At 62.7% G+C, this 26,155-nt stretch carries 26 protein-coding genes; 23 read left to right on the top strand and 3 right to left on the bottom strand.

Annotated elements, in window-relative coordinates:
* Window position 1: 1 nt before the first annotated feature.
* Window positions 2-1,165, bottom strand: a complete 1,164-nt coding sequence (locus QEN71_RS37125) for a porin (protein ID WP_201654853.1) — start codon at window positions 1,163-1,165, stop codon at window positions 2-4.
* Window positions 1,166-1,669: 504 nt separating this feature from the next.
* Between QEN71_RS37125 and QEN71_RS37120 the strand changes: the two genes are divergently transcribed.
* The 20 genes from QEN71_RS37120 to QEN71_RS37025 all read left to right on the top strand — a co-directional run bounded on the left by QEN71_RS37120 (window position 1,670) and on the right by QEN71_RS37025 (window position 20,914).
* Complete coding sequence (locus tag QEN71_RS37120) at window positions 1,670-3,085, top strand: MFS transporter (protein WP_201654856.1); 1,416 nt, start codon at window positions 1,670-1,672, stop codon at window positions 3,083-3,085.
* A 66-nt stretch (window positions 3,086-3,151) separates the two neighbouring features.
* A complete protein-coding gene (locus QEN71_RS37115) occupies window positions 3,152-3,952 on the top strand; it encodes an N-acyl homoserine lactonase family protein (RefSeq protein ID WP_201654859.1) in 801 nt (266 codons plus the stop codon).
* An 11-nt stretch (window positions 3,953-3,963) separates the two neighbouring features.
* A complete protein-coding gene (locus QEN71_RS37110; protein WP_201654862.1) occupies window positions 3,964-4,749 on the top strand; it encodes an SDR family oxidoreductase in 786 nt (261 codons plus the stop codon).
* Complete coding sequence (locus QEN71_RS37105) at window positions 4,739-6,124, top strand: MmgE/PrpD family protein (RefSeq protein ID WP_201654865.1); 1,386 nt, start codon at window positions 4,739-4,741, stop codon at window positions 6,122-6,124. The genes QEN71_RS37110 and QEN71_RS37105 overlap by 11 nt, the downstream gene beginning before the upstream one ends.
* A gap of 28 nt (window positions 6,125-6,152) precedes the next feature.
* The gene (locus tag QEN71_RS37100) at window positions 6,153-7,124 is read left to right on the top strand and encodes an NAD(P)-dependent oxidoreductase (RefSeq protein ID WP_201654869.1); all 972 of its coding nucleotides are present in this window, start codon (window positions 6,153-6,155) and stop codon (window positions 7,122-7,124) included.
* Window positions 7,125-7,154: 30 nt separating this feature from the next.
* Complete coding sequence (locus QEN71_RS37095) at window positions 7,155-7,481, top strand: NIPSNAP family protein (RefSeq protein ID WP_201654872.1); 327 nt, start codon at window positions 7,155-7,157, stop codon at window positions 7,479-7,481.
* A gap of 19 nt (window positions 7,482-7,500) precedes the next feature.
* Window positions 7,501-8,388 carry an NAD(P)-dependent oxidoreductase gene (locus QEN71_RS37090; protein WP_201654875.1) on the top strand — a complete coding sequence of 296 codons (888 nt, stop codon included), beginning with the start codon at window positions 7,501-7,503 and terminating at the stop codon, window positions 8,386-8,388.
* Window positions 8,389-8,410: 22 nt separating this feature from the next.
* Window positions 8,411-9,595 (top strand): aldehyde dehydrogenase family protein, encoded by a 1,185-nt coding sequence (locus QEN71_RS37085; protein WP_201654878.1) that lies wholly within the window; start codon window positions 8,411-8,413, stop codon window positions 9,593-9,595.
* 105 nt (window positions 9,596-9,700) lie between these two features.
* On the top strand, window positions 9,701-10,096 hold the full coding sequence (locus QEN71_RS37080; RefSeq protein WP_201654881.1) for a carboxymuconolactone decarboxylase family protein: 396 nt from the start codon (window positions 9,701-9,703) through the stop codon (window positions 10,094-10,096).
* 75 nt (window positions 10,097-10,171) lie between these two features.
* A complete protein-coding gene (locus QEN71_RS37075) occupies window positions 10,172-11,521 on the top strand; it encodes an MFS transporter (RefSeq protein WP_201654884.1) in 1,350 nt (449 codons plus the stop codon).
* Window positions 11,522-11,564: 43 nt separating this feature from the next.
* Window positions 11,565-12,485, top strand: coding sequence for an NAD(P)-dependent oxidoreductase (locus QEN71_RS37070; protein ID WP_201654887.1), 921 nt, complete (start codon window positions 11,565-11,567; stop codon window positions 12,483-12,485).
* Window positions 12,482-12,877 (top strand): cupin domain-containing protein, encoded by a 396-nt coding sequence (locus QEN71_RS37065; protein ID WP_201654890.1) that lies wholly within the window; start codon window positions 12,482-12,484, stop codon window positions 12,875-12,877. The genes QEN71_RS37070 and QEN71_RS37065 overlap by 4 nt, the downstream gene beginning before the upstream one ends.
* Window positions 12,878-12,899: 22 nt before the next feature.
* Window positions 12,900-13,685: a carboxymuconolactone decarboxylase family protein gene (locus tag QEN71_RS37060; RefSeq protein ID WP_201654893.1), complete on the top strand. Its 786-nt coding sequence runs from the start codon at window positions 12,900-12,902 to the stop codon at window positions 13,683-13,685.
* A complete protein-coding gene (locus QEN71_RS37055) occupies window positions 13,678-13,872 on the top strand; it encodes a hypothetical protein (RefSeq protein WP_201654896.1) in 195 nt (64 codons plus the stop codon). Before QEN71_RS37060 ends, QEN71_RS37055 begins: the two co-directional genes overlap by 8 nt.
* A gap of 120 nt (window positions 13,873-13,992) precedes the next feature.
* A complete protein-coding gene (locus QEN71_RS37050; protein ID WP_201654900.1) occupies window positions 13,993-14,682 on the top strand; it encodes a GntR family transcriptional regulator in 690 nt (229 codons plus the stop codon).
* A gap of 401 nt (window positions 14,683-15,083) precedes the next feature.
* A complete protein-coding gene (locus QEN71_RS37045) occupies window positions 15,084-16,817 on the top strand; it encodes a pyrroloquinoline quinone-dependent dehydrogenase (RefSeq protein WP_201654903.1) in 1,734 nt (577 codons plus the stop codon).
* Window positions 16,817-17,449, top strand: a complete 633-nt coding sequence (locus QEN71_RS37040; protein ID WP_201654906.1) for a c-type cytochrome — start codon at window positions 16,817-16,819, stop codon at window positions 17,447-17,449. Before QEN71_RS37045 ends, QEN71_RS37040 begins: the two co-directional genes overlap by 1 nt.
* A 15-nt stretch (window positions 17,450-17,464) precedes the next feature.
* Window positions 17,465-18,133 carry an ankyrin repeat domain-containing protein gene (locus QEN71_RS37035; protein WP_201654909.1) on the top strand — a complete coding sequence of 223 codons (669 nt, stop codon included), beginning with the start codon at window positions 17,465-17,467 and terminating at the stop codon, window positions 18,131-18,133.
* 494 nt (window positions 18,134-18,627) lie between these two features.
* Window positions 18,628-20,442, top strand: coding sequence for a S10 family serine carboxypeptidase-like protein (locus tag QEN71_RS37030; RefSeq protein WP_201654912.1), 1,815 nt, complete (start codon window positions 18,628-18,630; stop codon window positions 20,440-20,442).
* 76 nt (window positions 20,443-20,518) lie between these two features.
* Window positions 20,519-20,914: a 2-oxoglutarate dehydrogenase gene (locus tag QEN71_RS37025; protein WP_201654915.1), complete on the top strand. Its 396-nt coding sequence runs from the start codon at window positions 20,519-20,521 to the stop codon at window positions 20,912-20,914.
* Window positions 20,915-20,985: 71 nt separating this feature from the next.
* Here QEN71_RS37025 and QEN71_RS37020 read toward each other — a convergent pair whose 3' ends face one another.
* On the bottom strand, window positions 20,986-21,921 hold the full coding sequence (locus QEN71_RS37020) for a histone deacetylase family protein (RefSeq protein WP_201654918.1): 936 nt from the start codon (window positions 21,919-21,921) through the stop codon (window positions 20,986-20,988).
* 167 nt (window positions 21,922-22,088) lie between these two features.
* Window positions 22,089-23,198, bottom strand: coding sequence for an AraC family transcriptional regulator (locus QEN71_RS37015; protein WP_201654921.1), 1,110 nt, complete (start codon window positions 23,196-23,198; stop codon window positions 22,089-22,091).
* A 308-nt stretch (window positions 23,199-23,506) separates the two neighbouring features.
* Between QEN71_RS37015 and QEN71_RS37010 the strand changes: the two genes are divergently transcribed.
* From QEN71_RS37010 to QEN71_RS37000, 3 genes are all read left to right on the top strand, one after another.
* Window positions 23,507-25,150, top strand: coding sequence for an AMP-binding protein (locus QEN71_RS37010; protein ID WP_233472002.1), 1,644 nt, complete (start codon window positions 23,507-23,509; stop codon window positions 25,148-25,150).
* A gap of 90 nt (window positions 25,151-25,240) precedes the next feature.
* On the top strand, window positions 25,241-25,684 hold the full coding sequence (locus QEN71_RS37005; protein WP_201654927.1) for a YeeE/YedE family protein: 444 nt from the start codon (window positions 25,241-25,243) through the stop codon (window positions 25,682-25,684).
* A 1-nt stretch (window position 25,685) separates the two neighbouring features.
* A complete protein-coding gene (locus QEN71_RS37000; RefSeq protein ID WP_201654931.1) occupies window positions 25,686-26,117 on the top strand; it encodes a DUF6691 family protein in 432 nt (143 codons plus the stop codon).
* Window positions 26,118-26,155 lie beyond the last annotated feature (38 nt).

Raw genomic sequence — 26,155 nt, 5'->3', positions numbered from 1 at the left:
CTTAGAAGCGGTGACGCAGACCGACGCGCGTCGCGAACTGCGAGTTCGCTCCCGCATTGCCGATGAACGACGACGACGAACCGATCTCAGCCTGCACGGGAACGTTGCGGCCTGCCACGACGTTGCTGCCCGATGCCTTCTGGTAGATCGCGAGCACGTAGACGTCCGTGCGCTTCGACAGCGCGTAGTCGACCGCGCTGTTGATCTGGTGCCAGCGGCCGTCGAAGCGGTCGTCGAGGTCCGAGAACGTGTAGCCGAGACCTGCCGTCAGCGCCGGCGTGAAGGCGTAGCGGCCGCCGATTTCATAGTTGTTCAGCTTCGACGAACCGCCCGTCAGCGGCTCGAACTTCGTATGCGTCCAGTTCGCCCACACGAGGCCCGCGCCGATCGTGTAGCGCGCGCCGATACCGAACGTTTCGAGGTCGCGCAGACCCAGCGTGTTGACGTTCGCGATGCTCACGCTGAACGCGGGCGTCGCGCCGTTCGGGAAGCGGATGTTCGTGTACGCGGCGCCGATGCCGAACGGACCTTGCGCGTAGTTCGCGCCGAAGCTGTACGTGCTCGACGAGCCTTGCGCGCCACCCGTGCCCGTCGTGGTCGGCGTGCCCGCGAACTGCGTCGAGTTCGAGAAGCCGTACATCGCGCCGAACGTGAGGCCGGCGAAGTTCGCGCTGCTGAACTTGACCGCGTTGTTGATGCGGCTCGAGGTCAGCTGGTCGAGGTCGTTGATGTGGTACGCGTAGTTGCCGGCGGGCGTCTGGCTGCCCATCGTGTAGTTGCCGCCGATGTAGTCGGTCGAGAACGAGTATTGACGGCCGAACGTCAGCGAGCCGATGCCATCCTTCGCGACGCCGACGAATGCCTGGCGGCCGAACAGCGCGCCGCCCTGGCCCGACGTGCCGTCACCCGTGCTGAAGCCGCTTTCGAGCACGAACAGCGCCTTCAGTCCGCCGCCCAGATCTTCCGTGCCGCGCAGGCCCCAACGGCTGCCCGACGCGACGCCGTCGCCGTATTTGACGAGGCTGTCATGACCCGTCGACGTAGCGACCTTGTTTGCGTACGTGATACCGGCATCGAGCAGGCCGTACAGCGTCACGCTGCTTTGTGCATGCGCTGCCACGCTGAGCGTCCCGAGGGCCGCTGCGGCCAGGATGGTCTTTTTCATTCTCTTCCTTCTTGTAGTAGATGCTCGCGCGATCGCTGCGGGCGCTCGCGCGGCATGGTGATGAAACTGTGCCGCTATCGACAGGCGCAAAACGTCGGGCCGAGCAGGGGCCTCGTGCATGAGCGCACGATTTTTCGTTTCGATGCCTGGTAGTTGTTCCCCGCGATGCAGGTCAGAAGCGGTCTTCCGGCTTTCGTGGAGCGGATGGACTGCGTGAAGCTCGACGGTCAAACGGTCGTTGGGCCGGGCGCGTCGATGTAACCCGGCGAATATATCGACATGTTAGCGGGCAGTAAACATTTGCAAGGCGACTTGTAGCCTTTTGTCCACACACGTGTCATGAAGCGTCGCCCGATTCGGTTTGAATTCGTCTGCTTGACGGATTGTATGACAGGAATATAATCCGTACGTGAGACGACGCCTCGCGAACTTCGCGATCTCGTACGCGCATCTCGTACGCACGACGGCGCCGCACAAGAACGCCAACATGACGGAGACAGCACCATGCAGATGGATGTCGGGATCGGAGCGCGTCTGGACAGGCTGCCCCTGTCGGGCTTCCATTGGCGTCTGCTGGGCCTGATCGCGGCGGGGATGTACTTCGACTCGTTTGACATTTACATCGCCGGCACGGTGCTCGCCGCGATGATCCATAGCGGCGAATCCACCCTCAGCCTCAATGCGGCGTTCGTGTCCGTGACGTTCATCGGCATGATGACGGGCGCGTGGCTCTCCGGTCTGCTCGGGGACCGCTTCGGACGCCGCTTCTGCTATCAGTTCAATCTCGGCATTTATGGCTTTGCGTCGATTGCGGCGGCGCTCGCGCCTTCCATCTACTGGCTGATCTTCTTCCGTCTCGTGATGGGCGTCGGCATGGGCGCGGAAATCGTCGTCGGTTACGGCACGCTGAGCGAGTTCATTCCCGCTGTCTGGCGCGGACGCTTCGGCACGATCCTCAATCTGATCATCAACACGTCGCTGTTTCTGTCGACGTTCCTCGGCTGGCTGATCGTGCCGCAATACGGCTGGCGATGGATGTTCGCGATCGCCGGCTGCGGTGCGCTCGTCGTGTGGTTCCTGCGCAAGTCGATGCCGGAATCGCCGCGCTGGCTCGCATCGCGTGGACGCGGCGACGAAGCGCGGGAGATCGTCGAGCGCATCGAAACCGCTTGCGGCGGTGCGGCGAGTCATACCCCGAGTCATACCCCTATTGCGCACGAAACTTCGACACGCGAGTTCTATTCGAACGATCAGGGTCGTCTCAGCGATCTGTTCTCGCGCCGTCTGCTCACGCGCACGATCACGGCGATCACCGTGCTCGTCGCGCTTTTCACGGTCAACTATGCGTTCGTCAGCTGGATTCCGACGTTTCTCGTCAAGCAGGGCCACAGCGTGTCGAACTCGCTCGGGCTCACGGCGCTGATGTTCGCGGGCGGTCCAGTCGGTTCGCTGATTGCTTTTGCACTCGCCGAGCATCTCGGCCGGAAGTGGGGCATCGTGATGTTTTCGCTGGTGTGCGTGGCGTTCGGCATCGCGTATCCGTTCGCGCAGTCGGCTGTCGCGATCACTGCGCTCGGCTTTGCGATCACGTGCTGCATTTACGTGCTGTCGTCGTTCAGCGTCGCGACGTATGTGCCGGAGCTGTTTCCGACCGAATTGCGACTGCGCGGCTCGGGCCTCGCGAATACCGTGGGCCGCGCAGTCAGCATCGCCGTGCCGTATGCGGTGGCGGGTTCGTTCACGCGCTTCGGCATTGGCGGCGTATTGACGCTGATCGTCGGCACGCTGCTGGTTCAGGCGCTGATCGTCGGCGTGATCGGCGCGGAAACGAAGCAGCGTTCGCTCGAATCGATTGCCGCCGATGCGGCCGTCACGAGCGAAGAAGCCGTCGAAGGAGGCGCGACAGCGGCGATGAAATAAACGGCCGCACATGAAGTATCGGCGTGAAGGCGTTACACGAACTACCCACACAAGGACACTCGAGACATGTCATCGCCAGCAGAGCAGTACAAGATCTATGCAGTGAAGTACGCGCATTTCGAGCGCCGTTCAGGCGACAACTTCATCGGCGGCGATTCGCATGATGTGCCGATGCCGCTCGATTACTTCGTGTGGGCCGTAGTGGGCGAATCGCGCACCTACATCGTCGATACAGGCTTCGATCAGCCGATGGCCGAGAAGCGCGGTCGCACGATCACGAACACGGTCGAGCGCGGACTGAAGCAGATCGGTATTCGCGCGAACGATGTCGAAGACGTGATCATCACGCACATGCACTACGACCATGCGGGTAATCATTCGCTGTTTCCGCGCGCGCGTTATCACCTGCAGGATCGCGAAATGGCGTATTGCACGGGACGTTGCATGTGTCATCACGCGCTGAGCCATCCGTTCGAGCCGGAAGATGTGAAGTCGATGGTGGGCCGTCTGTTCGAAGGACGCGTGCAGTTTCATGACGGCGCTTCGGAGATCGCGCCGGGCCTGAGCGTGCATTGGGTCGGCGGACATACGAACGGTTTGCAGGTCGTGCGCGTGAATACGCAGCGCGGCTCGGTCGTACTCGCGTCGGATGCGTCGCATTTCTACGCGAACATGCAGGAGCATCGGCCGTTTCCCGTCGTCTATAACGTCGGCGACATGCTCGAAGGTTACGAAGCGGCGCATCGGTTGGCAAGCTCGCGGGAGCATGTGATTCCCGGTCACGATCCCGCCGTGCTGACGCGCTATCCGTCGCATGATCGCGAGACGGAAGGCTGGATCGTGCGGCTCGACGCCGAAGCGCGTTAAGAGGCGTTCCTATGATGCTGAAAGGCAAAGGCGCGCTGGTGACGGGATCGTCGAATGGCCTGGGTCTCGCGATGGCCCGCGCACTCGCGGGCGCGGGTTGCGACATCGTGCTGCATGGTCTCGAAGCGCCTGCTGAAATGGCGCATACGACGGATGAACTTGCGTCATCGTTCGATGTAAATGTTGCGTATGTGCAGGCCGATCTAGCGACGCCCGCCGGTGTCGATGCGCTGATCGAAAGCGCGCGAGCAAAGATAAACACGCTCGACGTGCTGATCAATAACGCCGTAGTCCGGCATTTCGCGGGCATCGAATCGTTTCCGTTGGAGCAGTGGAACAACGCGCTTGCAGTGAATCTGACGGCTGCGTTCCGCGCGATTCAACTGACGTTGCCCGGCATGCGCGAGCGCGGCTGGGGACGCATCTTCAACATGACATCGGTGTACGGCGCGCGTGGCGTTGCGAATCGCGTCGACTATGTGACGACGAAGACGGCGCTGCTCGGCCTCACGCGCGCGGTAGCGATGGAGACGCTGAATCAGGGCATCACGTGTAATGCGATCTGTCCGGGCTCGGTGCTGACGCCGAACATCGATGGCCGCATTCATGCGTTGATGGACGAGCGCGGCCTCGAACGCGACGATGCAGTACGCGAGTTTCTCAAGGGCAAGCAACCGACGGGCGAACTGGTCGATGCCGCGCATGTCGGCGATATGGTCGTGTTTCTGTGCGGAGCGTCGGCGAGCCAGATCACGGGCGCGATGATGCCGATCGAAGGAGGCTGGCTTGCAGGCTGATCCTTTCGACGCCAACGCATTGCGTAACGGCGTGCTGACACGAAAGCTCGCGCGCTTCGTCGCGGATACGCAGTGGCGTGATCTGCCCGCTGCCGTGCGCAACGAAGCGAAGCGTTCGCTCGTCAATTACTTCGCGGTTGCGCTGGCAGGCGCGCACGATCCGACGCTCGACAAGGCCGTGGCCGTGTATGAACGCTTTCGTGCCGATGAAAACGCGACCTTGATCGGCCGCAATGAACGCACCGACATGCTCAACGCAGCCGCGCTCAACGCGATGAGCGCGAACGTCTACGACTTCGACGACACGCACATACCAACCATTATTCATCCGACAGCGCCCGTCGCTGCCGCGCTGTTCGCGCTCGCCGAATCGCATGCAATGAGCGGCGAAGAATTGCTACTCGCGTTCGTGCTCGGCGTCGAAGTGGAATGCCGCGTCGGAAATGCCGTTTCGCCGGAGCACTATCAGCGCGGCTGGCACATCACGTCGACATGCGGCGTGTTCGGCGCGGCGGCGGCCGTTGCGAAGGCACGCGGACTCGATGAAGACGCGATCGTGTGGGCACTCGGCAATGCATCGGTGCAAACGGGCGGACTCGTCGAAACGCTCGGCACCATGTCGAAGAGCATCAGCGTCGGCAACGCGGCGCGCAATGGGCTGCTTTCTGCACTGCTGGCCGAAGAGGGTTTCTCCGGACCTCAAGCTCCACTCGAAGGCGAGCGCGGCTTTCTGCGTGTCGCTACTTCGAAACCCGATTGGCACGCGTTGACGCAAGACCTTGGGCACGAGTGGGAACTGCTCAAGAACACGTACAAGCCCTATCCGTGCGGCGTCGTGCTGAATCCGGTGATTGATGCCTGTCTCGATCTGCGCCGCGACGCGCGCTGGTCGCTCGACGATATCGAACAGGTCGAACTGACAGGGCATCCATTGCTGCGCGAACGCACCGATCGTCCCGGCGTGCGTACGGGCCGCGAATCGCAGGTGAGCGCGCAGCATGCGGTAGCCGTGGTGTTGTCGCGCGGTAAGGCAGGTCTCGAAGAATTCAGCGATGCCGCTGTCGCCGATCCGTCGCTGCGGGCGTTCGCGAGCCGCCTGCGTTTCATCGACGACGCATCGTGGCCCGTCGAGTCGGCGCAAGTGACGATCGTGCTGCGTTCGGGCGAACGGATTCCGCATCGCGTGCATGCCGCGCGCGGCAGTCTCGCCGCGCCGCTTGCCAACGTCGAGCTTGCGGAGAAACTAAAGCAACTGGCCGCATACGGACGCTCGGGCGTCGATGCGCAAGCGTTGATCGACAGATTATGGAAGTTCGACACGGAGCACGACGCGGCGGCTGTGATGCGCATCGCGAGTGCGCGCGGCTCGGACTAGAACAGACTTTTCATTCACGAGGATTGTCATGTCGAGTAGTGAGGCATCAACTCAGGCATCAACTCAGGCATCAACTCAGGCATCAACTCAGGCATCAACTCAGGCATCAACACAACAGCTCGGTTTCGTCGGCGTCGGCACGATGGGCCGACCGATGGCACGGCGATTGATCGAAGCGGGTCATACGGTGATCGTGTTCGATCGCGATGACGCAGCCGTCGCGGAACTGAAAGCGATCGGCGCGCAGGCAGCGGCATCGGTGAAAGAAGTGGCCGACACGGCGCGCATCGTCTTCACGAGTCTGCCGACGCCCGCGATCTTCAAACAGGTCGCGCTTGGCGATGGCGGTTTGATCGAAGGCAGCGCGATCAAGGTGCTGGTCGATCTGTCGACGGTCGGTTCGCGCACCGAAAAGGAAGTGGCGGAAGGCCTGCTCGCCAAAGGCATCGAAACCGTCGACGCACCCGTGAGCGGCGGCGCGGCGGGCGCGAAGAAGGGCACGCTCGCGATCATGGCGGCAGGCAATCACGTTGCGCTCGAAGAAGTGTGCGGCCTGTTCGACGTGCTCGGCAAGGTGTTCGTGGTCGGCGACAAGGCGGGACAAGGGCAACTGCTGAAGCTGCTGAACAACATGCTGTCGTCGACGGCGTTCGCGATCACGTCCGAGGCGTTCGTCGCGGGCGTGCGCGGCGGGCTGGACCCGGAAGTGATGATGTCGGTGATCAACGCGGGCAGCGGCAAGAACGGCGCGACGCTCGACAAGTTTCCGAAGCACGTGCTGCCGCGCACGTTCGATTTCGGCTTCCCTGTCGGCAGCGTGTGCAAGGACATCGGCCTTGCCGTCGACGAATGCCAGGCGCTCGGCGTGCCGATGTGGGTCGGCAGCGTCGCGCGGCAAATGTGGAATTACGCCGCGATGCAGGACGGTGCGGCACGCGATATGACGGAGCTCGTCAAATACGTCGAACGCTGGTCGTCGGTCGACGGCCTTGCGGACTGAAACACGTACAACATAACTACGGAGATTCACATGATCGTTGAAATGCGCATCTATCACTGCGCGCCGACCCGTCTGCCGGCCTTGCTCGACCGCTTCACGAGCACCACGCTCGGCTTCTTCGAGAAGTACGGCATCCGGCAGATCGGCTTCTGGACCACGCTGATCGGCGCGAGCAATCACTCGCTGACGTACATGATCGAATGGAAGGACCTCGCCGAGCGCGAGGAGAAGTGGAACGCGTTTCAGGCCGACGCCGAATGGATCACGAAGCGCGCGGCGTCGGAAGCGGAGCGGCCGATTATCGAGCGTATCGAGAGTCACATTCTCACGCCGACCTCGTTTTCGAAGCTGCGCTAGACGGTAAAGGACGAACGCCATGACACAACGTAAGCGCATCGGTTTCATCGGGCTCGGCATGATGGGCGCGCCGATGGTGCAGTGCCTCGTCAACGCAGGCTTCGAGCTTTTCATCGACGATGCAGACGCCGCGCGCGCCGACGCGCTCGCTGCGCAAACGGGCGCGCAACGCCTGAACCGCGATAACGCGAAATCGCTCGACGCATTGATCACGATGCTGCCGAATTCGTCGATCGTCGAAAGCGTATTGCTCGGCAGCGGCGCGGACGGCTGGGCTAGTTCGCTCGCGAAGGGCGCGGTCGTCATCGACATGAGTTCGTCGGAGCCGGAGCGCTCGCGCAAGCTCGGCGCAATGCTCGACGAGCGCGGCCTCGCGTATCTCGATGCGCCCGTTTCGGGCGGCGTGAAGAAAGCGAAGGAAGGCACGCTCGCGATTCTGGTCGGCGGTCACGCGGACGTGCTCGCGCAATGCAAGCCCGCTCTCGAAGCGATGGGCAAGAGCATTCTGCACATCGGCGGCGCGGGCTCGGGCCATGCGGCGAAGGCGCTGAACAACTACGTGTCGGCGGCGGGACTTGCGGCGACCGTCGAGGCACTGCTCGTCGCGCAACGCTTCGGCATCGAGCCGGACGTGATGACGGATGTGCTGAACGCGTCGTCGGGCCGCAGCAATACGTCGGAAAACAAGGTGAAGCAGTTCATGTTGAGCGGCACGTTCGCGTCCGGCTTCGCACTGCAACTGATGAACAAGGATCTGAAGATCGCGCGTGCATTGGCGCAGTCGGTTGGTTATCCGCTGGCGCTCGGCGAGACCTGCACGTCGATGTGGGACGAAGCGGCGCAGCGTTCGACGCCCGCAACGGACCACACCGAAATGTATCGCCTGCTCGATCGCGATGCGCGCTGATCTTTCTGCACAGGAGGCTGCCATGTCACATGCAGCGCAGTTCTATATCGACGGACGTTGGGTAGAGCCCGCGTCCGCGCGATGGTTCGATCTCGTCGATCCATCGACGGAAGTGCCTTTCGAGCGGCTCGCGCTCGGCAATGCGGAAGACGTCGATCGCGCCGTTGCTGCTGCGCGCCGAGCGTTTCCCGCGTGGTCGTCGACGAGCGTTGCGGAGCGTGTCGCGATGCTGCGGCGCGTGCTGCAAATTTACGAGCGCCGTTACGACGAATTTGCCGAAGCAATGCGCCGCGAAATGGGCGCGCCCATCACGTTCGCGCGCAACGGCCAGGCGGCGCGCGGACCCGCGCATCTGAACGCACTGATCGACGTACTCGAACGCTTCGAGTTCGAGGAACAGCGCGGCAGCACGCGCGTCGTGCTCGAAGCGATCGGCGTGTGCGGCCTGATTACGCCGTGGAACTGGCCCGTCAATCAGATCGTCGTGAAGATCGCGCCCGCGCTCGCGGCCGGTTGCACGATGGTGCTCAAACCGAGCGAGTATTCGCCGCTGAGCGCGCTGCTGTTCGCCGACGTGCTCCACGAAGCAGAGTTGCCCGTAGGCGTGTTCAATCTCGTGAACGGCGATGGACCGGGCGTCGGCGAAGCGATTGCGAGTCATCCGGATATCGACATGGTGTCGTTCACAGGCTCGACGCGCGCGGGCGTGCTGGTTGCGCAGGCGGCTGCGCCGAGCGTCACGCGCGTCGCGCAGGAACTGGGCGGCAAGTCGGCGAACATTCTGCTCGACGACGTCGATCTCGAAGAGGCCGTGAAGCGCGGTGTCGCTGCGTGCTTTACGAACTCGGGCCAGTCGTGTTCGATCCCGACGCGCATGCTGGTGCCGCGTCATCTGATGAACGATGCCGCACAGATCGCGAAACGCGCGGCCGAAACGTACCGCGTCGGACCCACCGACGAACCTTCGACGCAACTCGGGCCGCTCGTCTATGGTCTCGCCGCGTACGTGCAATCGGCCGATATCGAACGCGCCCGCAAAGTAGGGCGTGCGTTGCGCGCGGGCGGCGTGCATCTGAACTATCCGCCTGCGGATTTTCAGGCCCCGTTCGGCGGCTACAAGCGTTCGGGCAATGGCCGCGAGTGGGGCGAAGCGGGCTTGCGCGAGTATCTGGAAACGAAGGCGATGGTGGGCTACGGCGCGCTGTGACGGCCAAAAAATTTTGCGCGCTTCGATTGTCTGACAATCATCGCGTCAGGCAGTCGTAGCGCGCAGGGCAACTGAAACGGGCAGAGCAACAGAGAGGACCTCGAGATGGATAGCAACGAACGTTTTGAAAAAGGCTTTGAGAACCGCAAGGAAGTGCTGGGCGCGGGGCATGTCGAGAAATCGTGGGCCAATGCCGACGACTTCAACCGGCCGATGCAGAAGTACGTGACGGAATGCTGCTGGGGCGACATCTGGGGCGACAAGACGCTGTCGTTCAAGACGCGCAGCATGCTGAACCTCGGCATGTTGACGGCGATGAGCCAGCATCACGAACTCGCCGTGCACGTGAAGGGCGCGCTGCGCAACGGCGTGACGAAGGACGAGATCCGCGCGGTGCTGATGCAGGCGGCGATCTATTGCGGTGTGCCGCTCGCGCTCGCGGCGTTCCGCGTCGCGACGGAAGCGATCAAGGCGTACGAAGCGGAGACTTCGGCGGTCTGATGGCGTGCTGACACACGACACCACACAAGGCGGCGCGACACAGCACGCACCGCCCGACAACGAATGGAGACAACGATGAAAACCCTCACTGCGACCGACGTCGTACAGTCCGAAGGCGAGCAGTCGATCGAAACGAAAAGACGCAATGCGATCAAAGGCGCGTTCTTTTCCGAATACATCGACATGTTCGATATCTATCTGCCCGTCGTCGTGCTGTCGCCGGTGCTCGCGTTCTTCCAGCCGCCGCATCTGTCGAGCGGGATGGAGACGATTCTGGCTTCGCTGGTGTTCATCACGACGCTGCTCGGGCGGCCTATCGGCGCGCTGCTGTTCGGCATGATCGCGGACCGCATCGGGCGTCGCAAGGCGTCGATCTGGTCGGTGTCGGGCTTCGGCGTCGTCACGCTGCTGATCGCGCTGCTGCCGGGCTACGAGAGCATCGGCATCGCGTCGTACTGGGCGCTCGTGCTGCTGCGGTTCGTCGACGGCATCTTTCTCGGCGGCGGTTACACGGGCGCGATGCCGCTTGCTATCGAGTATTCGAAGAAAGAGCAGCGCGGCTTCGTGGGCGGTTTCATCATCGCGGGCTTTCCGGCTGCGTACGTGTCGATCAATCTCGTCGCGATGCTGATGTTCGCGCTCTTTCCGCTGAACGGCATGAACTCGCCGTACGCGCAGTGGGGCTGGCGCATTCCGTTCGTGCTCGGCGCGGTGCTCGCGGGCATTCTGGCGCTGTACTACGTGCATAAGGTCGCGGAATCGGAGATCTGGAAAAGCGAAACGGCCGAGAAGGGTAACCAGCCCGAAAAGCTGCCGCTCACCGATCTGCTGCGCGGCAAGAGCGGACGTAATCTGCTGCAGGTGCTGCTGATGATGACGGGCTTCTGGCTCACGCAGAACATCATCACGATCTTCCTGCCGACAGGCCTGCTCGTGAAGACGCTGCATCTGACGGGCTTCCAGATGACGTCCACGCTGATGATCACGTATTTCGTGCTGTTTTTCAGCTACATCGGCTCGGGGATGCTCGCGCAGGTGATCGGGCGGCGGCGCTTCTTCGTGATCGTCGGTCCGCTGATCGCGACGGTCGGCGCGGGGCTGCTGTATGTGATCGCGAACGTCGACGGCCTCTCGCTGCCCGCGATCATCGCGCTCGTCTGCGTGCTTGCCGTGCTGGTCACGTCGCCGTGGGGCGTGATCGTCACGTACATCAACGAGCGCTTCGTCACCGACGTGCGCGCAACCGGCTTCGGCGTCGGCTTCAGTCTGTCCGTGATCATCCCGTCGTTCTACGCGTTCTATATGGACTGGCTGAGCGCGTTCATGCCGCTGCGGATGACCTCGGTGGTGCTGCTGTGCATCGGCGGATTGATCGGCGCAATCGGCGCGCTGATGGGACCGGAAACCAAGGACGTCGATTTCTGACGACTCATTTGACTGATCGGATGACTGCAAGGGAATAGCGGAAATGAACAAGGAAAGGATCGGATTCATCGGTCTCGGCAATATGGGCGGCCGCATGACGCGGCGCCTCGTCGATGCGGGCATCGCCGTGCTCGGCTACGACACCGTGCCGGATCGCGTGAAGGATGCCGGCGCGCAGGCGGCGGCGTCGATAGCGGAAGTGATGAAGTTCGCCGACGTCGTGATGATGTCGCTGCCCGACAGCAAAGTCGTCGAGGCCGTGGTCGAAGGCGAGGGCGGCGTGCTGGCGAACTGTCGCGCCGGACAGATCGTCGTCGATCTGAGCACGGCAGCGGCGAGTTCGACGATACGGCTCGCAAGGCGATTTACGCAAAGCGGCGTCCAGTACGTCGACGCGGGCATTTCGGGCGGCGCGGCGGCGGCGGAGAAGGGCACGCTGACGTTGATGGTCGGCGGCGATGCGAGCGCCGTGGAAGCGCTCAAATGGGCGTTTGCGCCGATTGCGTCGAAGGTCGCCCACATGGGCGAGAGCGGCGCGGGTCACACCACGAAGCTGCTGAACAACTTCCTCAACGCCGTGAGTCTCGCGGCGAGCGCGGAAGTGATGGTCGCGGGCAAGAAGGCAGGGCTCGATCTGCATCTGCTGCTCGACGTGCTCAACAGCAGCAGCGGCGTGAACTTCGCGACGCTGAACCGCTTTCCGAAGATCGTCGACGGCGATTATCTGGAAGGCGGGCTGACAGGCAAGCTGATGACGAAGGACGTCGTGCTGTACGTGGATCGCGCGCGCGAACTCGGCGTGGTGTCGCTGAATGCGTCGGGGCCGCTCGCGAGCTTCGGGCTCGGCACGGCGCTGGGTTATGGGGATGTGATCAGCAATCGCGTGGTCGATGCGATCGGCGATGTATCGGGCGGCGTGCGGCTGTTCGACGGAAAGGTTCGCAAACAGGAGAAGCAGGCATGAAGGTTTTTCACGGCAGGGCGGAAGGCAAGATGTCGGAGCAGCGCGGCGAGACGTTCACGGGCACGGTGTGGGCCGACCCCGTGATGCCGCAGACGGACGGCGTGACCATCAACACAGTGTTCTTTGCGCCACGCGGCCGCACGTACTGGCACACGCACGAGCAGGGGCAGGTGCTGCAGGTGACGGCGGGTAAGGGCTGGATCTGCAAGGAAGGCGAAGCGCCGCAGGAAATCCGCCAGGGCGACATCGTCTTCATCGGACCGAACGAGCGGCACTGGCACGGCGCGAGCGACGGCAGCTACATGGTGCATATCGCGACGTCGATCGGCAAGGCGACGTGGCAGGAAGAAGTCGCCGAAGCGGATTATCCGCATGGGCTGGTCGCGGGCTGAGTTCGATTTCGGGAGTGAGCCAATGAAGCAGGAACCGGCGCGTGGGCAACGCGATCCGCAGCAGATCAAGGAAGAATTCAAGCGCGTGCATGGCGTGTGGAATGTCGCATGGGACAGCATGCTGCGTCTCGATGCGGGTTTCGTCGATGCGTACGTGCAGTTCTCTGCCGTGCCGCAGCGCAGGAATCATCTCGACGACAAGACGCGCGCGTTCATCGCGCTCGCCGCCGATGCGTGCGCGACGCAGTTGTATGCGCCCGGCGTCGCGCATCATCTGGAGCGTGCGATCGGATTCGGCGCGACGCGTGAAGAGTTGATGGAAGTGCTCGAACTGATCAGCACGATCGGCATTCATACGAGCAACGTCGGCGTGCCCGTGCTGCTCGAAGTGCTCGAAGAAGAGGGCTTGCGCGCCGGGCCCGCGCCGCTCGACGAACGGCGTCGCGTGCTGAAGGAAGCGTTCGAAAAGAATCGCGGCTACTGGCATCCGACGTGGGAAGGCTTGCTCGAACTCGATCCCGATCTGTTCGAAGCGTATGTCGAGTTTTCGTCGGTGCCGTGGCGCACGGGCGTGTTGAGTCCGAAGGTGAAGGAGTTCATGTACTGCGCGTTCGATGCCTCGTCGACGCATCTGTACGTGCCCGGCCTCAAGCTGCACATGCGCAACGCGCTGCGCTACGGCGCGACGGCGGATGAACTGATGGAACTGCTGGAAATCGTTAGCACGACGGGCATTCATGGCGCCGAACTCGGTGCGCCGTTGCTGGAGGCGGCGTTGAAGAAGCAGCAGGCCACCGTCGATGCGTAACGCCGCGATGCTCGATGACGATGCGTACGGTGCACGGCGCGCCCGGCCCACGGAACAGCGGGCTACGCGCAGCCGCGATCCCCGTTCGATGTATCGCGCGCTGCAGACGCTGCCGCTCGCGCGGCTCGCCACGAACGGCAACGAGCATGCGCATGTACGGGCCGTCGCGATTCTCGGCTACAACTGAGGGCAAGGGGCGCTCAATCACAGGCAACAATAGCGCGCGATTTATGCGTATCGGAGGACGGAAAACGGCTGGCGGTGAAGTATCATAGCGACTGCAACTTTGTCGGACGGGAAGACAATAATGTCGACTGATATCGGGTTGGTCCGGCCTGAGACGCTGCGTCATCAGGTCGAAAACGTGTTGCGCCAGGCGATCATGAGCGGGCGCTTTGCGCCGGGCTCGCGGCTGATCGAGCGCGAGCTGTGCGAGACGCTCGGCGTGAGCCGCACGTCGGTGCGCGAGGCGCTGCGCAAGCTCGAAGCGGAAAAGCTGGTGCGCAGCGTGCCGCACAAAGGGCCCATCGTCGCGGTGATGTCGCAGCAGGAAGCGAGCGAGCTGTACGCGCTGCGCGGGCTGCTCGAAGGCTTCGCCGCGCATGAGTTCGCGAGGCTCGCCAGCGACGCCGCTATCGCCCAGTTCGGCGAGGCCGCGAAGGAATTACGTGTGCAGGCAACGGCCCAGGATCAGGCGGGCGTCCTCAAGGCGAAGACGGCGCTTTACGATGTGCTGCTCGACAACTGCGGCAACGCGCTGGTTAAGGAAGTCCTGAATAGCCTGTATTCGCGGGTGAATCTGCTGCGCGCCACGTCGCTGATGCATCCCGACCGCTTGCCCAGCAGCCTGCGCGAAATCGACAAGCTCTACAAGGCGCTCAAGGGGCGCGATGCCGACGAGGCGCAGGAACTGGCGCGTCTGCACGTCGCCAACGCTGAGAAAGCCGCGATGCGCATGCTCAGCGAAGGCGAAGGCGAGGACGCTCAGCAGGCTTGAGCGTTCCTCATCCGTTGCGTTCGCATTCGATGCGGCGCACCATGCGCATCCCCTCCGGCGCCGCCCGACAAAGCGGCGCCACCACCCTCAATCCTCATACTTGAGTCAAGCTTCATTTGCGCGGTTAGGCCGTGCGAATGCGATGCAGTGCGCCTGGTAAATCAGAAGCGCTTCGACTACGCTTCTAAATTGAGCCGGCCTTCAGGGCGAGAGCGTCGCGGCTCTCCCCAATTTGCGCAGCCGACCCGTCCCGACGAAGCCATCAACGGTTCTTAAAACTCAAGCTTTTGTTGTTTGAGAGGGGTTGCGCGATTGTGCCCGTCCACGCCATGTGCCGGTGTGGGGACATGCCGCACGCCAGTGCTTGCAATCTCAAGCAATAAATGGCGGAGGAGACGCTCATGAATCCATCCCCGCGGTACCTCGCCGTCTTCGTTCCCCTGCTGGTCGCAGCGCTTGCGGCACCCACCTCGCGCGCCGCCGACGAAGTGCAGAACGCGTCCACGACCACGTCGGCGCCGATGCCTTCGACGTTCAAACCCGTCAGTCAGGCGCAACTCGATGGCGCCGCCAGCAATTCTTCCGACTGGCTCCATTCGAACGGCTCGTATGCGCAGACGCGCTTCTATCCGGGCACGCAGATCAACCGGACGAACGTGTCGAAGCTCAGGCCGGTTTTCATCTTCCAGACAGCTGTCAACGAATCGATGGAAACGGCGCCGATCGTCACGAACGGCATCATGTACATCACGACGTCGTTCAATCACGTGTACGCCGTCGATGCCGTAACGGGCAAGGAATTCTGGCACTACAAGCACAAAATGGGCCCCGTCACGACGTTCTGTTGCGGGCCCAACAACCGCGGCGTAGCGATCTCGGGCGATCGTCTGTTCATGGGTACGCTCGACGCCAAACTGGTCGCGCTCGACGCAAAGACGGGCAGCGTCGTATGGGAAACGAAGATCGCCGATCCCGACGAGGGCTACTCGGAAACGATGGCGCCGACGGTGGTGGACGGGAAAGTGCTGATCGGCACGAATGGCGGCGAGTACGGCATACGCGGCTTCGTGAAGGCGTTCGACGCGAATTCCGGGCAATTGCTGTGGACGTTCTACACGATTCCCGACACGGGCCAGGAAGGCGTGTGGGCGACGAAGGACGCAACGGGCCGCGACGAGAAACGCGACATCGCCGCCGAGAAAAAGCAGCTGGCGGACAAGGGCGGCGACTTCTACAAGACGCTCGGCGGCGGCGTGTGGATGACGCCGGCCATCGACCGGAAGACGCATACCGTGTTCTTCGTGGTCGGCAATCCGTCGCCCGATCTGTACGGCGCGATCCGTCCGGGCGACAACCTCTACACGGATTCGCTCGTCGCGATCGATCTGGATACGGGCAAGTACAAATGGCACTACCAGTACGTGCCGCATGACGTGTGGGATCTCGACGCCGTCAGCCCGCCCATTCTGATCGACGTGCGCGACACGAACGGCAAGATGATTCCCGGCGTCATTCATGGCGGCAAGACGGGGCACATCTACGTGCACGATCGCGAGACAGGCCGTTTGATCCGCTTCTCGCAGGCGATGATTCCGCAGGAAAACATGTGGACGTTGCCGACGGCCGAAGGCGCGCGGATGCTGCCGGGCGCGAACGGCGGCGTCGAATGGTCGCCGATGGCCTTCGATCCGCAGACGCGTCTCGCGTACGCGGCCAACCTGCATCAGCCGATGACGTATCAGGTCACGGATGCGCCTTATCCCGGCGGCAGCAAGCTGTGGCTCGGCGGCGCGTTCAAGGTGATTCCGTCCGAAGAGCAGTGGGGCAAGCTGTCGGCCGTCAACGTCGATACGGGCAAGGTCGCGTGGGACTTCAAGACGGCGCAACCGTTGATCGGCGGCGTGCTCGTGACGGGCGGCGGGCTCGTCTTCAATGGCGAGGGCAATGGCCTGTTCCGCGCGTTCGATGCGTCGACGGGCAAGAAGCTGTGGGAGTTCCAGTGCGGCGCGGGCGTAAATGCGCCCGCCGTGTCGTATAACGTGCACGGCAAGCAGTACGTGGCCGTTGCAGCGGGCGGCAATACGCAGCTGGACTTCAAGCGCGGCAACACGGTTCTGGTTTTCGCGCTTCCGTGATGACGCGTGCCCTGACGTTATCGCTCACCGCGCAGCGCACGTCGCGAAGCATCGCGCGTGCATGCGCGGTTTTCTTGTGTGCGGGCGGCTTGATGTGGCCGTCCGTCGATGCACGCGCCGACGCGGAAGCGGGCAAGGCGAAGGCGCAGGTTTGCGTCGCGTGTCATGGTCCGATGGGCAATTCGACGGACCCGCAATATCCCGTGCTCGCGGGGCAGACGGCGCGTTACATGTATCTGCAATTGAAGGACTTCGAGGAAGGCCGGCGCAAGGATCCGCGCATGTCGCCGATGGCGGCGAATCTGTCGAAAGACGACATGCAGAATCTCGCCGATTACTTCGCCGCGCAAAAACCCACGCCGATCGACTACAAGGCGGACAGCGTGGCCGTCGAAGCGGGGCGCAAGAAGTCGCAGGCGGAGTTGTGCACGATGTGCCACCTGGGCAACTTCTCCGGGCAGAACGAGATTCCGCACGTGGCGGGGCAGCACTATCAGTACATCGTCAAGCAGTTGCAGGATTTCCGTTCCCGCACCCGCACCAACGATGCGGGCAACATGGGCAGCGTCGCGCGCAATCTCACGGACGACGACATCCGCAATCTCGCCGCTTACGTCGCGAATCTGCAGTAGTGCATGGGAGGCGATATGAAAGATCCCGTTCGATATGTCGCGACTGCGTTGCTGACGGCCTGTGCGCTCGGCGCAGCACTTCCCGCAATGGCTCAGGACGCAGGCGAAATCAACCGCACGTTGCTCGCGGCCGCGAAAGACGACGACCGCGCGAGCGTCATTGCCGCGCTCGATCATGGCGCGGCTATCGATGCGATGACCCGAATCGGCGATACGCCGTTGCTCACAGCATGCAAAAAGGGCGACGCGGAGATGGCGCGCACGCTGATCGAGCGCGGCGCGAACGTGAAGCACGCGAACGCATCGGGCGTGACGCCTGTGATGGCCGCGGCGTATGGCGGCTACGACGCGATCGTGACGCTGTTGCTCGCGCGCGGCGCGGATCCGCTCGCGACCGATCGCGTAGGCAAGACCGCGATGGAATACGCTGCGGGGCAAGGGCAAACGCAAGTGGTGAAGCAGTTGCTCGATACGGGTATCGACGTGAACCGGCGCTACAAGAACGATCTCACAGCGTTGATGTGGGCGGCTGGATACGATCGCGCCGATACGGTGAAGCTGCTGCTCGCGCGCGGCGCCGACGAGTCGCTCAAGGACAATCGCGGGATGACGGCACAAGATATCGCCGCACAGACCCAGTCGAATCAGGTGGCGAGCCTGTTGTCCGCGCATCAGCCGCAGTGACGTGCGTTGCGCGATAGCGAATAGCGTCGTTTAAATGAACGGCAAACGGCATTGCCATTAGTCTTGTCAATTTTAAAACGCTCGATAAAAGGCTGAGAGCGATTTAATTAGAAATTACCCAGCGCGCGATAAATCGATTAAAACACGCGTTAAGAAGAATCGCACACTTTGACCCTATCCATTCCGCATGACGCGTAAAAACGTGGCTTGACAAACGCCCGTTACACCTCCTATTTTTCCTCTGCCACTCTTCATTACCAAATCTTTCCCGAATGCCGTTAAGCACAAATTACCGGCCGGAATCCAATTAATGTAATTAGCAATACTAACGATTAGAACATTCTGATAACTGTATTAAGGCTGTTAGAAACGCGAAAGTTTAATGTCAGCCGCTGTGTGTGCCGACGAGTTCTGCACTCGCTGTCTTTTTCCTGGTGCCTCACCGGCTAAGGCGGCCTTTGTGTAGCAACAACTTACCTATCACAGGGACAGAAATGAAACCAGTCCGTAGCACGAGCGGCAGTCGCACGCGTCTGGGGCGGCTCGCCGCGCCCGGCGCGATGATGATCGCGTTGCTGGTTCTCGTCGGCTGTGGCGGCGGCGATGGCAATCCTTCGTCGTCGGCGAGCGCGTTGAGTCAGGCGTCGCCACAAGCGCTCGCGCAGCAGCAGGCGCAACCGCAGGCAGCCAACGCACCCTATACCGACCCGGTGGCGTATTCGCCGCATGCGAACGATGGCCTTGCCGCATCGCAGGTCGCGGAGAAAGCGGCTGTGATGCACTACAAGTGGAAGTCGGGCAAGACGAGCGTCAATTACACGACGACGACAGGCCATCTGACAGCCGCGGACGCCAACGGCAAGCCGGAAGCGACGATGTCCTATGTGGCGTACACGGCGCCCAGCACCAACGGCAAGCCGCGACCGCTGACCTTCGTCTATAACGGCGGTCCCGGTTCATCGTCGATCTGGCTGCGGCTCGGTTCGTTCGCGCCGACGCGTGTCGCGACGCCCGATCCGCTGCTGACCAACTGGCCGAACTATCCGCTCGTCGACAACGCGGAGAGCCTGATCGATACCACCGACATGGTGTTCATCGATCCCCCCGGCACGGGTCTTTCGGAAGCGGTGCTGCCGCATATGAACAAGGACTTCTGGGGCTGCGATACCGACGTCGACATCATGCGCGATTTCATCATCCGCTATCTGGCCGCGAACAATCGCAGCAATTCGCCGCTCTATCTGTACGGCGAATCGTATGGCACGCCGCGCACCGACATGCTTGCGCTCGCGCTCGAAACGGCGGGCGTGCCGTTGACGGGCATCGTGCTGCAATCGTCGATTCTCAACTACTTCGCGGATTCGATCGAAGCGACGGCGATCTTCGGCACCAAGGATGGTCTGGTGCTCGACACCGATACGCTCGCGGGCTACTACCCTGGCTTTGCGGAAGTCGCGGCGTATTTCCATCAGGTATCGCCGCCGATACTCGATCAGGGGCTGTTCGCGCTGCAATCGGAAATCTTCGCGACGGGCCAGTACAACCACTTCCAGCAATACGCGGAGACGTGGACGCTGAGCCAGTTCGGATTGCCGGGTTACTTCGATCCGCCCGTGTATCCGTCGACGCGCACGCTGCAATCGTGGGAGTGGCCGTCGAGTCTGACGCTGCATGCGCTGCAGGCGTATTTCGATCCGAACTCGTTCGGCCTCGCGCTGGTTCCGGGCTCGACCATCGGCCGCTATGACGGACGCGTGGTGCTGCCCAATTCGGACCCGCGTCTGCAGACGGACGGCGATCCGTCGGACATCCTGATCTCGCAACCGTTCACGACGGCGCTCGCAACGCAGATGCCGGACTATCTCGGCTACACGGCGCCGAACGCGACCTATCAGCCGTTGAACGACGAGATCATCAACGTGTGGGACTTCTCGCACAATGGCGAAGCGCTGCCCGACACGTTGCCTGATCTGCTTGGCGCGATCCAGCTCAATCCGAAGCTCAAGGTGCTCGCGGAGAACGGCTATCACGATCTCGCTACGCCGTTCTTCACGACGGAAAAGCAATTGGCGCGTCTGCAAACGGTGCCGCGTCTGCATCCGGACCTGCAGGTCAACTTCTTCCAGGGCGGACACATGATCTATCTGGATGACGTGGCGCGTCCGAAGATGAAGAGCGATCTCGTCGACTACTATCGCGGCCAGCCGATTCCGCTCGCGCTGTCGCTGTGGACGCTGCCTGCGCCATGGCGCGACGAGGCTCCCGCCGGCACGCCGACGGCGACCGCGCAGGCTGGCGCCACGCAATGAGATTCAATGGAACGGATCCCCGCTCACGACGATTCGATGTGGGGATCTCAGACTCATCTATTCAGGGCGAGTGATCATGTCTCCAATCTCCAGGTTATTGCGCATCGTTTCCGTCGTCGTGATTCTCGGTGCCGTGATTGGCAGCGCACAGGCCGCGACCCAGGCTGTCGCGCCCGTGACGTTGCCGAAGGGCAATCATGGCGTCGATGGTCCGTTTTTTCCCAGCAAGCGCGTGGCTGCCGTCGTGCCGTCGACGGGCACGCAATTGCAGCAGCAGGCGCAGCAGCGTATCGATGCGCGCATGGGCGGCAATTCGGTGTTGAGCAACGGCGCGTCGATTACGAAGTCGCAGGCGCAGAGCAGCGGGCTTGGCTTTATCGCGCAGCACTTCGATCAGATCGATACCGCGCGTTCGGGCAGAGTGTCGCTGAATGACGTGAAGCAGTATTTGCAGAAGCAACAGGCGCAGTAACGAAAAGCCCGCGCATCGATTGGTGTCGATGCGCGGGCCGAAACCATCGTGCTGCGTTCTGTTTTTCTGCTTCACATCCCCATCAATGCACGCACATGCGCGCGCGTGCCGCCCGACAAACCCTCCATGCTGTACCCGCCTTCGAGTATCGACACCACGCGGCCTTCGCATGTCTCGTCGGCGATGCTCACCAGCTCGCGCGTGATCCAGTGAAAGTCGTCATCGTCGAGTCGCAGCGCGGCGAGCGGATCGAGCCGATGCGCATCGAAGCCCGCTGAAATGATGATCAGCTCGGGATTGAATTCGCGTATGGCGGGCAGCATGTCGAGCCCGATACGCGAGCGGAACAATTGCGAATCGCAACCCGGCGGCAGCGGCACGTTGAGAATGTTGTGGCTCACGCCCGTTTCGGCGGCTTTGCCCGTGCCGGGATACAGCGGCGATTGATGGCTCGACGCATAGAAGAGTTCGGGCCGGTCGTAGAACGCGGCCTGCGTGCCGTTGCCGTGATGCACGTCGAAATCGACGACGGCCACGCGTTCGAGTTTCTGCACTTCATATGCATACGCCGCCGCAATGGCGGCCTGATTGAAGATGCAGAAGCCCATCGCCTTCGACGGCTCGGCATGATGCCCGCAGGGACGCGTCGCGCAGAACACATTGCGCGCTTCGCGGTTGAGTACGGCATCGACCCCAGCGCATGCCGCGCCGACGCAACGCATCACGGCTTCCCACGAACCCGGCGACATCACGGTATCGCCGCCGTCGAGCGGCATGTAGCCGTGCGACGGCGCGATCTCGGCGACGTCGTCGATATAGCCTTCGCTGTGAATCAGCTGCACCTGTTCGATCGTGCCCATCGGCGCATCGCGCCATTCGAGCGAGGCGAATTCGGGCACGCGCAACGCTTTGAGCACGGTATGAAGCCGCTCCGGCGACTCGGGATGATGCGGTCCCGGCTGATGATTCAGGCAGGCGGCGTGCGTGTAGACGAGTGTGGGCGGCATGGGCTGCTGATGCCCGAAAGCACGGGCATCGTCTCCTTGGCGTGGATGTTTTCGAATGTGAGGAACGCGCGTCGCAATGCGAGCGGCGGCCGCTCATCCTTCAAGTGTAAGGTCGCGGCTTTCGCACGGAACAATCAAAGAAACTTTGGCACGCTATAGACGTTCGTTTATGGAAGCGCCATGCCGCCATCGCGCCGCACCTCGTTCGGCGTCTTGCCTGTCCAGCGTTTGAACGCGTGACGGAAACTCACGGCGTCGCTGAAACCCAGCGTCAGCGCGATATCGTCGATGCTAAGCGCGGTCGTGCCCAGATAGTCGACGGCGAGCGCCTTGCGCACGCCCGTGAGCAGCTCGCTATACGACGCGCCTTCCGCTTCGAGCTTGCGGCGCAGCGTGCGCGACGTCATGCACAGGCTCTCGGCGATCTGTTCGATATCGGGGAATTTGCCCGGCACGCGCGTGAGTTCCTGATAAACGCGCCGCGTGACGCCCGCCTGCCAGCGAAACTGTTCGAGCAGCCGCGCACATTGCGTCGACACCTGCGCAGCCGTGATCGGATTCGCGAGTTGCGGCGCGCGCGACAGCCACACGGCGGGGTAGCTCAACAGGTTCTGCGGCTGCTCGAAGACGAGCGGACATTCCAGCACGTCCGACAGCAGCGCCGCATGCGGCGGCTGCGCCCGCGTGAACAGCGCGCGCGCCGGCACGCACCACGCGCCCATCACGTCCTTGATGACGGTCACGTGCACAGCAAACTGCAAGTCGATCAGGAATTCGTACAGCGGCTCGTCGACGTCAGGCACGCGCACTTCGTCGCGGTTCGGGAAAAACCACGACGCCGCGTCGTCGTGTTGGGCCCAGCGGATGTCGAGCATCCCGTTGGCAAGTTGATGATATTTGACGGCGGTATCGAATGTCTGCGTCATCGTCTCCGAGCACAGCAACGCGTAGCCATACATGCCGTAACTCGACGCATGCAGGCTTCGTCCGACGCGCGCGCCAAGGTCGGGCTTGCCGTACATCCGCACGGCATTGCGGGCGGCCGTCAGAAATTGCAGCGACGACGTGAGCGTGAACGGATTCGCGACGGCTTCGGCATCGAGTTCCGTGTCTGCAAGCACGGCGTTTGCATCGAGACCCGCTTGCGAGGTCACGTCGAGCAGTGCGGCGAGCTTCGACGGCGCAAAGCGCTTCTCGCGCCATGCGATGGCCGACGACGCTTGCGTCAGGCGCTCTGCTTGATGATGTGTCGCCGTCGCGAGCGCGCGCTGCTGCATGCTGGTGTCCTGTGTCCGAATCGATACCGTGGTTTGCCCGAATTCCGTGCGCGAATTTTGCGCCTGAACCGATCGGCTCGCCATAGGGTTCACCCTGATTTGTGCTGCTGCTAAAGCCATAACAGCGACGCAGCGCGCATACTGCCGTCAGCAGCGGGTTGTCCGTTGCGATCATCAAACAGGCCGCGTCGATCATTTGCAGCCGACCGTTCGCGGGCGATAGTTCCACGTGTACAAAAGTCAGATCAGGAGACGCCGTGGACGACAGCCACCTCAACACCAGCCTTTCCAGGAATCCGTCCGTGGACGTGCAGCGCCCGACAGGCGAGCGCCACTGGATCGCTTCCTACGGCTCGATCCCCACGGAGATCGACGCCGACCGCTATCCGTCCATCACCGCGATGCTCGAAGACTCGATGCGCCGGTTCGCCACGAGGCCCGCTTTTCGTGCGTTCGGCCAGACGCTGACGTACGGTGACATCGACCGTTTGTCGTCGGCATTCGCTGCGTATCTGCAGAAGGTCGCGGGCGTCAGCAAGGGCGATCGTGTCGCCGTGATGCTGCCTAACCTGCTTGCCTTTCCGATTGCGTTCATTGCGATTGCGAAGATTGGCGGCGTGCAGGTCAACGTCAATCCGCTCTATACGGCGCGCGAACTGGAGCATCAACTCAACGACGCGGGCGTCGAAACGATCGTCGTCTTCGACGGCTCGACCCGCACGCTGGCCGACGTGATCGGCAGCACGAAGATCAGGACGGTCATCACGGCAGGCGCGGGCGACGGCAGCGGCGCCGTCATTCCCGGCCCATCGCCGGACGCTTCGCTGCGCAATGCGATCACGTTGCCTCAAGCGCTCGCGCAGGGCGAAGGGCTCGAAGCGGATCGCGTCGATGTCGACGCCAGCGATCTGCTGTTTCTGCAATACACAGGCGGCACGACGGGCTTGTCGAAGGGCGCCGTGCTGTCGCATCGCAATCTCGTCGCGAACATCGCGCAGTTCCAGGCCTTCATGCCCGATTCGCTGCGTCCCGGCGAAGAAGTCGTCGTCACGGCGATTCCGCTGTATCACATCTTCGCGCTGACGGTGAATTTCCTCACGTACTTCTCAGTCGGCGCGGAGAACTGGCTCGTCGCGAATCCGCGCGACCTGGATCCGTTCATCGACGTGCTCAAGGCGGCACGTCCGACCGTCTTCGTCGGCGTCAACACGCTGTATGCGTGTCTGTCGGCGCATCCGCGTCTCGCGGAAGTGGACTGGTCGCGGCTCAGACTGTCGGCGGGCGGCGGGGCGGCTGTGATCGATGTCGTGTCGCAGCGCTGGAAGGCCGTGACGGGCAGCTTCATCCGCGAAGGCTACGGGCTGTCGGAGACCTCGCCCGTCGTGTCGTTCAACCCGCAGTTCATCGACGGTTTCACGGGCACGATCGGCCTTCCCGTGCCGTCCACCGACGTCAAACTGCTCGACGACGACCGCGAAGCCGCCATCGGCGAGCCAGGAGAAATCTGCGTCAAGGGTCCGCAGGTGATGCGCGGCTACTGGCAGCAGCCCGAGGCGAACGCGCGCGCGTTCACGGCGGACGGCTACTTCCGTACGGGCGACGTGGGCGTATTCGACGCAAAGGGCTTCCTGAAGATCGTCGATCGCAAGAAGGACATGGTGATCGTCTCCGGCTTCAATGTTTACCCGAACGAAGTGGAAGCGGTGGCGACGGCGTTTCCGGGCGTCGCCGAATGTGCGTGCGTCGGCGTGCCGGACGACAGGACGGGCGAGGCGCTGAAGCTGTTCGTCGTGACCGCGGCGGGCGCCGACGTCGCGAGCGAGGCGCTGATCGCCCATTGCCGCGCCAGCATGGCCGCGTACAAGGTGCCGAAGCTCATCCGTTTCGTCGATGCGTTGCCCAAGTCGACGGTCGGCAAGATTCTTCGGCGGGAACTGCGCGGCGTCGATTGATCTTCCATTCGCGCGGCGGCCAGGAAACAATTGCGCTGACAGGCGGATGCCGTGCATCCGCTTTCTTGCGCAGGCAAATCCGGAGGCGTCGTGTCGATCGATATGGGGAACTTCACCCCACTGTTTTCTCTTGTGGGCGGCGTGGTCATCGGCGTGGCCGCTGCCGTTCTGATTCTCTTCAACGGACGCATTGCCGGGATCAGCGGCATCCTGGGCGGCATCCTTGGTGCGTCGCGCGATGAAGCCGGCTGGCGAGCGGCCTTCATCGTGGGACTGATCGCCGCACCCGTTCTCGCGAGCATGCTCGGCAAACCCGTTATGCCCGACATCCAGGCAGGTTGGGGCGAACTCATCGTCGCGGGCTTTCTGGTCGGCATCGGCACGCGCTACGCGAGCGGCTGCACGAGCGGTCACGGCGTGTGCGGCATTTCGCGCGGGTCGGTTCGCTCGCTGGTCGCGACGGCGACCTTCATGGCGGCGGGCTTCGTGACCGTGTTCGTGCTTAGGCACATAACGGGCGGCTGGGGAGGCTGAGATGGTCATCCTGGTTGCGTTGCTGTCCGGGCTGCTGTTCGGCGTCGGCCTGATGGTGTCGGGCATGGCGAATCCGGCGAAAGTGCTCGGTTTTCTCGATCTCGCCGGCCGCTGGGATCCGTCGCTCGCGTTCGTGATGGTGGGAGCCATTGCCATCGGCTCAATCGCGTTTCTGCTCGCGCGCCGCCGCGCGAAGTCGCTGCTCGGCCTGCCGATGCAGCTACCCGCCAGCACCGCCGTGACCGCGCGGCTCGTGCTGGGCAGCGCCGCGTTCGGCGTCGGCTGGGGCATCGCGGGTTTTTGTCCGGGCCCGGCGCTCGTCGCACTCGGCGCGGGGTCGCTGAAGGCGTGGGTTTTCGTCGCGGCGATGCTCGGCGGCATGGCGGCATTCGAGTTGCTCGAACGATTGCAACAAACGCGGCAGCGGGCATAAGCTCGGTTTTCCCAGGCATCGAAAACAATCCGACTCGA

Source organism: Paraburkholderia sabiae (genome assembly GCF_030412785.1).
GTDB lineage: Bacteria > Pseudomonadota > Gammaproteobacteria > Burkholderiales > Burkholderiaceae > Paraburkholderia > Paraburkholderia sabiae.
This window is presented reverse-complemented; position numbering and strand designations above follow the sequence as displayed.

What these genes read in the sequence shown, in the direction of transcription:
- QEN71_RS37110 (WP_201654862.1), top strand. Translation starts at nt 3,964, where the DNA reads ATGATGCTGAAAGGCAAAGGCGCGCTGGTGACGGGATCGTCGAATGGC.
- QEN71_RS37050 (WP_201654900.1), top strand. Translation starts at nt 13,993, where the DNA reads ATGTCGACTGATATCGGGTTGGTCCGGCCTGAGACGCTGCGTCATCAG.
- QEN71_RS37025 (WP_201654915.1), top strand. Translation starts at nt 20,519, where the DNA reads ATGTCTCCAATCTCCAGGTTATTGCGCATCGTTTCCGTCGTCGTGATT.
- QEN71_RS37020 (WP_201654918.1), bottom strand. Translation starts at nt 21,921, where the DNA reads ATGCCGCCCACACTCGTCTACACGCACGCCGCCTGCCTGAATCATCAG.
- QEN71_RS37045 (WP_201654903.1), top strand. Translation starts at nt 15,084, where the DNA reads ATGAATCCATCCCCGCGGTACCTCGCCGTCTTCGTTCCCCTGCTGGTC.
- QEN71_RS37040 (WP_201654906.1), top strand. Translation starts at nt 16,817, where the DNA reads ATGACGCGTGCCCTGACGTTATCGCTCACCGCGCAGCGCACGTCGCGA.
- QEN71_RS37090 (WP_201654875.1), top strand. Translation starts at nt 7,501, where the DNA reads ATGACACAACGTAAGCGCATCGGTTTCATCGGGCTCGGCATGATGGGC.
- QEN71_RS37080 (WP_201654881.1), top strand. Translation starts at nt 9,701, where the DNA reads ATGGATAGCAACGAACGTTTTGAAAAAGGCTTTGAGAACCGCAAGGAA.
- QEN71_RS37075 (WP_201654884.1), top strand. Translation starts at nt 10,172, where the DNA reads ATGAAAACCCTCACTGCGACCGACGTCGTACAGTCCGAAGGCGAGCAG.
- QEN71_RS37065 (WP_201654890.1), top strand. Translation starts at nt 12,482, where the DNA reads ATGAAGGTTTTTCACGGCAGGGCGGAAGGCAAGATGTCGGAGCAGCGC.
- QEN71_RS37060 (WP_201654893.1), top strand. Translation starts at nt 12,900, where the DNA reads ATGAAGCAGGAACCGGCGCGTGGGCAACGCGATCCGCAGCAGATCAAG.
- QEN71_RS37120 (WP_201654856.1), top strand. Translation starts at nt 1,670, where the DNA reads ATGCAGATGGATGTCGGGATCGGAGCGCGTCTGGACAGGCTGCCCCTG.
- QEN71_RS37100 (WP_201654869.1), top strand. Translation starts at nt 6,153, where the DNA reads ATGTCGAGTAGTGAGGCATCAACTCAGGCATCAACTCAGGCATCAACT.
- QEN71_RS37055 (WP_201654896.1), top strand. Translation starts at nt 13,678, where the DNA reads ATGCGTAACGCCGCGATGCTCGATGACGATGCGTACGGTGCACGGCGC.
- QEN71_RS37000 (WP_201654931.1), top strand. Translation starts at nt 25,686, where the DNA reads ATGGTCATCCTGGTTGCGTTGCTGTCCGGGCTGCTGTTCGGCGTCGGC.
- QEN71_RS37015 (WP_201654921.1), bottom strand. Translation starts at nt 23,198, where the DNA reads ATGCAGCAGCGCGCGCTCGCGACGGCGACACATCATCAAGCAGAGCGC.
- QEN71_RS37095 (WP_201654872.1), top strand. Translation starts at nt 7,155, where the DNA reads ATGATCGTTGAAATGCGCATCTATCACTGCGCGCCGACCCGTCTGCCG.
- QEN71_RS37085 (WP_201654878.1), top strand. Translation starts at nt 8,411, where the DNA reads ATGTCACATGCAGCGCAGTTCTATATCGACGGACGTTGGGTAGAGCCC.
- QEN71_RS37070 (WP_201654887.1), top strand. Translation starts at nt 11,565, where the DNA reads ATGAACAAGGAAAGGATCGGATTCATCGGTCTCGGCAATATGGGCGGC.
- QEN71_RS37030 (WP_201654912.1), top strand. Translation starts at nt 18,628, where the DNA reads ATGAAACCAGTCCGTAGCACGAGCGGCAGTCGCACGCGTCTGGGGCGG.
- QEN71_RS37115 (WP_201654859.1), top strand. Translation starts at nt 3,152, where the DNA reads ATGTCATCGCCAGCAGAGCAGTACAAGATCTATGCAGTGAAGTACGCG.
- QEN71_RS37125 (WP_201654853.1), bottom strand. Translation starts at nt 1,165, where the DNA reads ATGAAAAAGACCATCCTGGCCGCAGCGGCCCTCGGGACGCTCAGCGTG.
- QEN71_RS37035 (WP_201654909.1), top strand. Translation starts at nt 17,465, where the DNA reads ATGAAAGATCCCGTTCGATATGTCGCGACTGCGTTGCTGACGGCCTGT.